Below are 7349 nucleotides of genomic sequence, written 5' to 3'. Positions count from 1 at the left end.
GCCCGGGCCTGCGGCGCCCGCCGCATAGGCGGTCAACGGGTGGGTGGGTGGGAAGGACCCGCGCCGGAGGCGATACGTTCGCGGGGAAGAAACACCCGCGCGACCTCGAGGAGCACACGTGAGCGGCACGGCAATGGCGCGGCCAACGCCCCCCGGTTCCGACCCCTTCGGCACCGCACGACTCCGCCGCGGCGTCCTCGACTCCTGGCTCACCTCCCCCGCCCGCTTCCGCGAGGACGCCAACGCCGAGGAGGAGCTCGCCCTCGGCGGCTACCGCGACCGGCTCGTCGTCGAGCTGGCCCAGAACGCCGCCGACGCCGCCGCCCGGGCCGGCGTCCCCGGCCGGCTGCGCCTGACGCTGCACCCCGCGCGCGGCGGGGAGCCCGCCGTCCTCGTGGCCGCCAACACCGGCGCCCCGCTGGACGCGACCGGCGTCGAGTCGCTCTCCACGCTGCGCGCGTCGGCCAAGCGCGGCGAGGAGACCCGCTACGCCGTCGGCCGCTTCGGCGTCGGCTTCGCCGCGGTCCTCGCCGTCAGCGACGAGCCGGCGATCGTCGGCCGCACGGGCGGCGTCCGCTGGTCGCTGGCCGAGGCCCGGGAGCTGGCGCTGGAGGCGGCCCGCCCCAGCCCCGCCCTGGGCGTGGAGCTGCGCCGCCGCGAGGGCCACGTACCGCTGCTGCGGCTGCCGCTGCCCGCCGAGGGCAGCGCCCCGCTGGGCTACGACACCGCCGTCGTGCTGCCGCTGCGCGACGGCGCGGCCGAGGACCTCGCCGCGCGGCTGCTCTCCGCCGTCGATGACGCGCTGCCGCTGACCCTGCCGGGCCTGGCCGAGGTCGTCATCGAGACCCCCGACGGCGTACGGACCCTGACGCGCCGCCAGGACGGCCCGTACGTCCTGATCGAGGACACCGCGCATGGCACCACCCGCTGGCGCACCGCGAGCGCGGCCGGGGCCCTGCGGCCGGAGCTGCTGGCCGACCGGCCCGTGGAGGAGCGCCAGCGCCCCGGCTGGTCGGTGACCTGGGCGGTGCCGGTCGGCGCGGACGGCGCCCCGGAGCGCCCGGCCACGGCGCCCGTCGTGCACGCGCCCACGCCCACGGACGAGCCGCTGGGCCTGCCGGCCCTGCTGATCGCCTCCTTCCCGCTGGAGCCGACCCGCCGGCACACCGCCCCCGGGCCGCTGACGGACTTCCTCGTGGAGCGGGCCGCCGAGGCGTACGCCGGCCTGCTGGAGGCGTGGCGCCCGGTGTCCACCGGCACGATCGCCCTGGTGCCGGGCCCGCTGGGCAAGGGCGAGCTGGACGGCGCGCTGCGCGCGGCGATCCTGGAGCGGCTGCCGCGCGTGGCGTTCCTGCCCCGGGCCGCGGCCGCCGCCGCGCCGGAGCCGCCCGGCCTCGAGGCGCCGGAGGGGGAGGAGACGGACGAGGAGGAGCCGCGCGCGCTGCGGCCCATCGAGGCCGAGCTGATCGAGGGCGCGGGCGCCGACACCGTGACCGTGCTCGCCGAGCTGTTCCCCGGCCTGCTGCCGGCCGGGCTGGAGCGGCGCCCCGAGGTGCGCGCCCTGGGCATCGGCCGGGTCGGCCTCGGCGAGGCCATCGACCGGGTGGCCGGCGTGGAGCGCCCGCCGTCCTGGTGGTGGCGGCTGTACGACAGCCTCGCCGGCGTCGACCCGGACCGGCTGACGGGCCTGCCCGTGCCGCTGGCCGGCCAGGCCCGTACGGCCATCGGCCCGCGCCAGGTGCTGCTGCCCGTCCCCGGCGCGCAGAGCGCCGACCCCGACCGGCTGGCCCGGCTCGATCTGAAGGTCGCGCACCCGGAGGCCGCCCACCCGCTGCTGGAGAAGCTGGGCGCCACCCCGGCCACCCCGCGCGCCGTGCTGACGACCCCTCAGGTCCGCGGCGCGGTGGCCATGTCGCTGGAGGAGGAGGTCTGGTACGACGACGTGGTGGGCGCGGGGCTGCCCCCGGAGGAGCTCGCCGAGGTCGTGCTGGGCCTGGTGCGGGACGCCGATCTCGCCCCCGGCGACGAGCCGTGGCTGGCCGCGCTGGCCCTTCCCGACGAGGACGGCGAACTCGCCCCCGCCGGCGAGCTGGTGCTCCCCGGCAGCCCCTTCCACCAGGTCGTCCGCGAGGGCGAGCTGGCCTGCTGCGACGCCGAGCTGGCCGAGCGCTGGGGCGAGCAGCCGCTGACCGCCGTCGGCGTGCTGGCCACCTTCGCGCTGGTGCGCGCCACCGATGTGGTGCTCGACCCGGACGAGCTGGAGCCGCGCGACGGCGACTTCCCCGAGCCCGACGACGCCGGGCTGCTCGACGCCGTCGACGTGTGGTGCGAGGACGTCCTGGACCGGCTGCCCGACACGCCCGTGCCGCCCGTCGCCACGGAGCTCGTCGCCGTCCGCGACCTGGACCTCGTCGACGACGACGCCTGGCCCCGGGCGCTGGCGATGCTGGCCGAGCCGCCGCTGCGCGACGCCCTGACCCAGCGGGTGCGGGTGCTGCTGCCCGACGGCACCACCGAGACCGTACGGCCGTACACCGCCTGGTGGCTGCGCGGTCACCCCGTGCTCGACGGCCGCCGCCCCGCGGGCCTGCGCGCCGCCGGCGGCGACCCGCTGCTGGCCGGGCTGTACGACGCGGCGGACGCGGCCGGCTTCGACGACGAGCAGGTGCTGCGCGCGCTGGGCGTGCGGACCTCGGTGGCGGCGCTGCTGGACGAGCCCGGGGGCGCGGCGGAGCTGCTGGGCCGGCTCGCCGACCCCGGGCGCCCGGTCACGGCCGCCCAGCTGCACGGGATCTACAGCCTGCTCGCCGACCTCGACCCCGAGCGGGTGACGCTCCCGGACGAGCTGCGCGCCGTGGTGGACGGCGCGGTGGAGGTCGTGGACGCGGCGGACGCGCTCGTCGCCGACGCGCCCGATCTGCTGCCGCTGGCCGCCGGCCGGCCGCTGCTGCCGGTGCGGCCGTCCGCCGCCGCCGACCTGGCGGAGCTGCTCCAGGTGACGCGGCTGAGCGAGGCGTACGCGGCCGGGGTGCCGGAGGAGGGCACCGGAGCCGAGCGGGAGGTGCCGGAGGCGGTCCGGGTGCTGCTCGGGGCCCGTACGCCCGGGGCCTACGTGGAGCACGACGAGCTGGTCGTCGACGGCGTCGAGCTGGACTGGCGGTGGACGCCGGACGGGGTCCTGCACGCGGCGACCCTGGAGGGGGTCGCGGCGGGCCTGGCGTGGGCGGCGGGGCAGTGGCCCCGGCGCTTCGAGGTGGCGGCGCTGCTGGAGGACCTCTCCCGCACGGAGGAGCTGGCCCGCGACCGCTGGTTCGACGACACGCCGTAGCGGTCCGCGGCCGGCGCCGACCGCTCGCGGTGTCACGCGGTGCCCGGGTCACGCGCCCGTACGGCGGCCCCGCTGCCCCGGCGTTCGCGCCGGGGCCCGGGCGCGGCCGCGCTCAGGCGGCGGTCGCCAGCTCGCCGCGGGGCGCGGCCTCGCGCCGGACGAACACCACCCGGCCGTGCCGGAGGTCGAACTTGAGCCGCAGCCCGCCGACGCGGGCCAGCGCGAGGCCGACCCCGACGGCCGCGGCGGCCGAGACCAGGCCGCCGGCGAGGAAGCCCACGCGCGGCCCGCAGGTGTCCGTGACCCACCCCACCAGGGGCGCGCCGATCGGTGTGCCGCCCATGAAGACCATCATGAACAGGCTCATCACCCGGCCCCGCATCACGGGGTCGGTCGCCAGCTGGATGCTGGAGTTGGCCGTGACGTTGATGGTCAGGCCGAACATGCCGATCGGCACCAGCAGCGCCGCGAAGACCCAGAACGTGGGCGACAGCGCGGCCACGATCTCCAGCACGCCGAACAGCAGCGCCGCGCCGATCAGCAGCCGGTGGCGCGAGGTGCCGCGGCGGGCGGCGAGCAGCGCGCCGGCCAGGGAGCCGATCGCCATCAGTGTGTTGAGCAGGCCGTAGGTGCCGGCGCCCGCGTGGAAGACGCGGTCGACGTACGCGGACAGCCAGATCGGGAAGTTGAAGCCGAAGGTGCCGACGAAGCCGACGAGGACGATCGGCCAGATCAGCTCGGGCCGCCCGGCGACGTACCGCAGGCCCTCCCGGAGCTGGCCCTTGCCGCGCGGCGCCCGCTCGACGCGGTGCAGCTCGGCGGCGCGCATCATCAGCAGCCCGGTGACGGGCGCGATGAAGGACAGCCCGTTGAGCAGGAACGCCCAGCCGCTGCCGACGGCGGTGATCAGGACACCGGCGACGGCCGGGCCGATCAGCCGGGCCGACTGGAAGTTGGCGGAGTTGAGGCTGACCGCGTTGCGCAGGTCGTCGGGGCCGACCATCTCGGCCACGAACGCCTGGCGGGCGGGGTTGTCCACGACCGTGACCATGCCGAGGACGAAGGCCATCAGCTGGACGTGCCAGACCTGGACGTGCCCGCTGAGCGTGAGCACGGCGAGCGCGAGGCCCGTCAGACCCATCGCGGTCTGGGTGATGACCAGCAGCCGCCGCTTGGGGAAGCGGTCGGCGATCACGCCGCCGTACAGCCCGAACAGCAGCATGGGCAGGAACTGGAGCGCGGTGGTGACACCGACGGCGGCGGCGGAGCCGGTGAGGCCGAGCACCAGCCAGTCCTGGGTGATGCGCTGCATCCAGGTGCCGGTGTTGGAGATGACCTGGCCGGTGGCGAACAGCCGGTAGTTGCGGACTCTGAGCGACCGGAAGGTGCCGGTGCGGTCTCGCGGTGCGGCGGGGGTGGTGGAGCGGGTGTGCGTGTCGTGGTGGTTCGGTCCGGGGGCGGAGTCGTCTGCTCCGGGTCCCGTACTCAAAGTGCGTTCGCCTCCTCCGTGCGGTCGACTACAGGTGCGCGAGCTTCTCCAATACGGGCGCGGCCGCACGCAGCGCGGCCCACTCCTCGTCGGTCAGCCCCCCGGCCAGCTCCGCCAGCCAGGCGTTGCGCCGCCGCCGGCTCTCCTCCAGCATGCTGGTGGCGCGCTCGGTCTGGGTGACGACCTTCTGTCGGCGGTCGTCGGGGTGCGGCTCCAGCCGGACCAGCTCCTTGGCCTCCAGCATCGCCACGATGCGGGTCATCGACGGCGGCTGGACGTGCTCCTTGCGGGCGAGCTCCCCGGGCGTGGCGGAGCCGCAGCGGGCGAGGGTGCCCAGCACCGACATCTCGGTGGGGCTGAGCGATTCGTCGACCCGCTGGTGCTTCAGGCGCCGTGACAGTCGCATCACGGCGGACCGCAGGGAGTTCACGGCGGCGGCGTCGTCGCCACCGTCAGAGAGATCCGGCATGTTTATTAGCATAGCTCATTACCTTGGCTAAAGACCAGTCGGTCACGCTGCGCATGCGGACTCACCCTTACGAGTGAGTTACGACCGGAAAATGACGCATGGAGGCCGGACGGGCGGGGACCGTACGGGCATGGGATCGACAGTGCTCAGCCTGCGGATAGACGGTGAGCTGCTCGACCGGATACGTCAGCACGCGGCGAAACGCGGCATGAGCGTGCAGGACTACGTGGTCCGCACGCTCATCCGCGACGACTTCGACGAACGCTTCCAGTCCTCCGTCGACCGGACGGAGAAGTTCTACGCGGCCCCGCCGGGGTGAGGGCCGACGGGGCCGCGCGATCCGTGGTCCGGCTTCGTGGGCTCAGTTGACGCCCAGCAGCCGCTCGATCGGGCCGAGCAGGAAGTAGACCAGGAAGCAGCCGCCGACCACGTTCAGCAGCCACGGCACCGTACGGAACCGGCCGGTCGCGGTGCGCAGCAGGATGAACGCCAGGACGCCGATGCCGATCCCGTTGGTGATGCTGTAGGTGAACGGCATCGCGACCATCGTCAGGAACGCGGGAGCGGCGACCGTCGGGTCGGCCCAGTCGATCTCCTTGACGTTCGCCGCCATGATCAGGAAGCCGACCACCACGAGGGCGGGGGTCGCCGCCTGCGACGGCACGACCGTGGCCAGCGGGGTGAAGATCAGCGCCAGCAGGAACAGCCCGCCCGTCACCAGGTTCGCCAGCCCCGTACGGGCCCCCTCGCCGACGCCCGCCGTCGACTCCACGAAGCAGGTCGTCGCCGACGCCGAGCCCAGACCGCCGGCCGCCACGGCCGCGCCGTCCACCATCAGCACCTTGCCCATCCCGGGCAGCTGGCCCTTCTCGTCCGTCAGCCCCGCCTCCTCGCCGACGCCGATGATCGTGCCCATGGCGTCGAAGAAGCCGGACAGCAGCACGGTGAACACGAACAGGCAGCCCGTGAGCACGCCCACCTCGTGGAACCCGCCGAACAGGCTGACCTGACCGATGAGCCCGAAGTCCGGGCTCGCCACGATGCTGCTGGGCACCTCGGGGACGGTCAGGCCCCACTCCTTGCCCGGGATCTCCACCATCGTGTTGACGATGATCGCCAGGCCCGTGGCGACCACGATGCTGATCAGGATCGCGCCCCGGGTCTTCCGGATCAGCAGCACGAACGTCAGCGCCAGGCCCAGCACGAAGATCACCACGGGCCAGCCCTCCAGCCGGCCGCCGGTGCCCAGGCCCAGCGGCACGGTGGTGTGCGCGGCGTCCGGGTTCCGCGTGACGAAGCCGGAGTCCACGAGGCCGATCAGCGTGATGAACATGCCGATGCCGATGGCGATGGCCCGGCGCAGCCCGGCCGGGATCGCGTCCAGCACGCGTTGCCGCAGGCCGGACGCGACGAGGATCATCAGCACCAGGCCCGCGAGCACGACCATGCCCATGGCGTCCGGCCAGCTCATCTTGGGCGCGAGCTGCAGCGAGACCACGGCGTTGATGCCGAGGCCCGCGGCCAGCGCGATCGGGACGTTGCCGATGACGCCCATGAGGACGGTCGTCAGGCCGGCCATCAGCGCGGTGGCGGTCACCAGCTGGCCGGTGTCGAGCTGCTGCCCGAACTTGTCCACGCCGGCGCCGAGGATGATCGGGTTCAGCACGATGATGTAGGCCATCGCGAAGAAGGTGGCGAGGCCGCCGCGGATCTCGCGGGGGATGGTGGACCCCCGCTCGGAGATCCTGAAGAAACGATCCAGCGGGTTCTGTGGGCGTCCGGGTCCGGCGGAGCCGGGGGGCGGGGGAGCGTCGACCGGAGTGCTGGCCGAGGGGGGCATGCGGGACCTCGTCGTACGGGGCCTCTCGCGAGGCGGTGGGGTGGATACGTGATCGGGTTTGTGCGATCTGCCAATTAATCTTGGCCGGGGGAGGGTCGGTTCAGTATGAACGTATAGCGGGTTGATCGCTATCTCCGCGCGTAGATGTCTTCCCGCCCCGACCCCCCTTCCCGCCCCGCAGGGGCGGGGTCTTTTCCCCGGCCGAAGGCCGGGGGCCTGCTTT

The 7349-nt window shown here is 74.6% G+C and carries 5 protein-coding genes; 2 read left to right on the top strand and 3 right to left on the bottom strand.

Annotated features, from left to right (window positions below; genetic code table 11):
- Window positions 1-133 precede the first annotated feature (133 nt).
- Window positions 134-3328 carry a sacsin N-terminal ATP-binding-like domain-containing protein gene (locus ACSNOD_RS26210; protein ID WP_436769530.1) on the top strand — a complete coding sequence of 1065 codons (3195 nt, stop codon included), beginning with the start codon at window positions 134-136 and terminating at the stop codon, window positions 3326-3328.
- Between the two features lie 112 nt (window positions 3329-3440).
- On the opposite strand, the gene ACSNOD_RS26205 is transcribed toward ACSNOD_RS26210, so the two are convergent.
- Both ACSNOD_RS26205 and ACSNOD_RS26200 read right to left on the bottom strand, forming a co-directional pair.
- Window positions 3441-4817: an MFS transporter gene (locus ACSNOD_RS26205; protein ID WP_436769529.1), complete on the bottom strand. Its 1377-nt coding sequence runs from the start codon at window positions 4815-4817 to the stop codon at window positions 3441-3443.
- Window positions 4818-4845: 28 nt separating this feature from the next.
- Complete coding sequence (locus ACSNOD_RS26200; RefSeq protein WP_436769528.1) at window positions 4846-5286, bottom strand: MarR family winged helix-turn-helix transcriptional regulator; 441 nt, start codon at window positions 5284-5286, stop codon at window positions 4846-4848.
- A gap of 130 nt (window positions 5287-5416) precedes the next feature.
- On the opposite strand from ACSNOD_RS26200, the gene ACSNOD_RS26195 reads away from it, so the two are divergent.
- Complete coding sequence (locus tag ACSNOD_RS26195) at window positions 5417-5605, top strand: ribbon-helix-helix protein, CopG family (protein WP_436769527.1); 189 nt, start codon at window positions 5417-5419, stop codon at window positions 5603-5605.
- 42 nt (window positions 5606-5647) lie between these two features.
- Here ACSNOD_RS26195 and ACSNOD_RS26190 read toward each other — a convergent pair whose 3' ends face one another.
- Window positions 5648-7126 carry an NCS2 family permease gene (locus ACSNOD_RS26190; RefSeq protein ID WP_436769526.1) on the bottom strand — a complete coding sequence of 493 codons (1479 nt, stop codon included), beginning with the start codon at window positions 7124-7126 and terminating at the stop codon, window positions 5648-5650.
- Window positions 7127-7349 lie beyond the last annotated feature (223 nt).

The sequence above is a fragment of the Streptomyces sp. URMC 123 genome (assembly GCF_051386515.1).
Classification (GTDB): Bacteria; Actinomycetota; Actinomycetes; order Streptomycetales; family Streptomycetaceae; genus Streptomyces.
The sequence above is the reverse complement of the archived record's forward strand: the minus strand, read 5'-3'. Positions and strand labels throughout refer to the sequence as shown.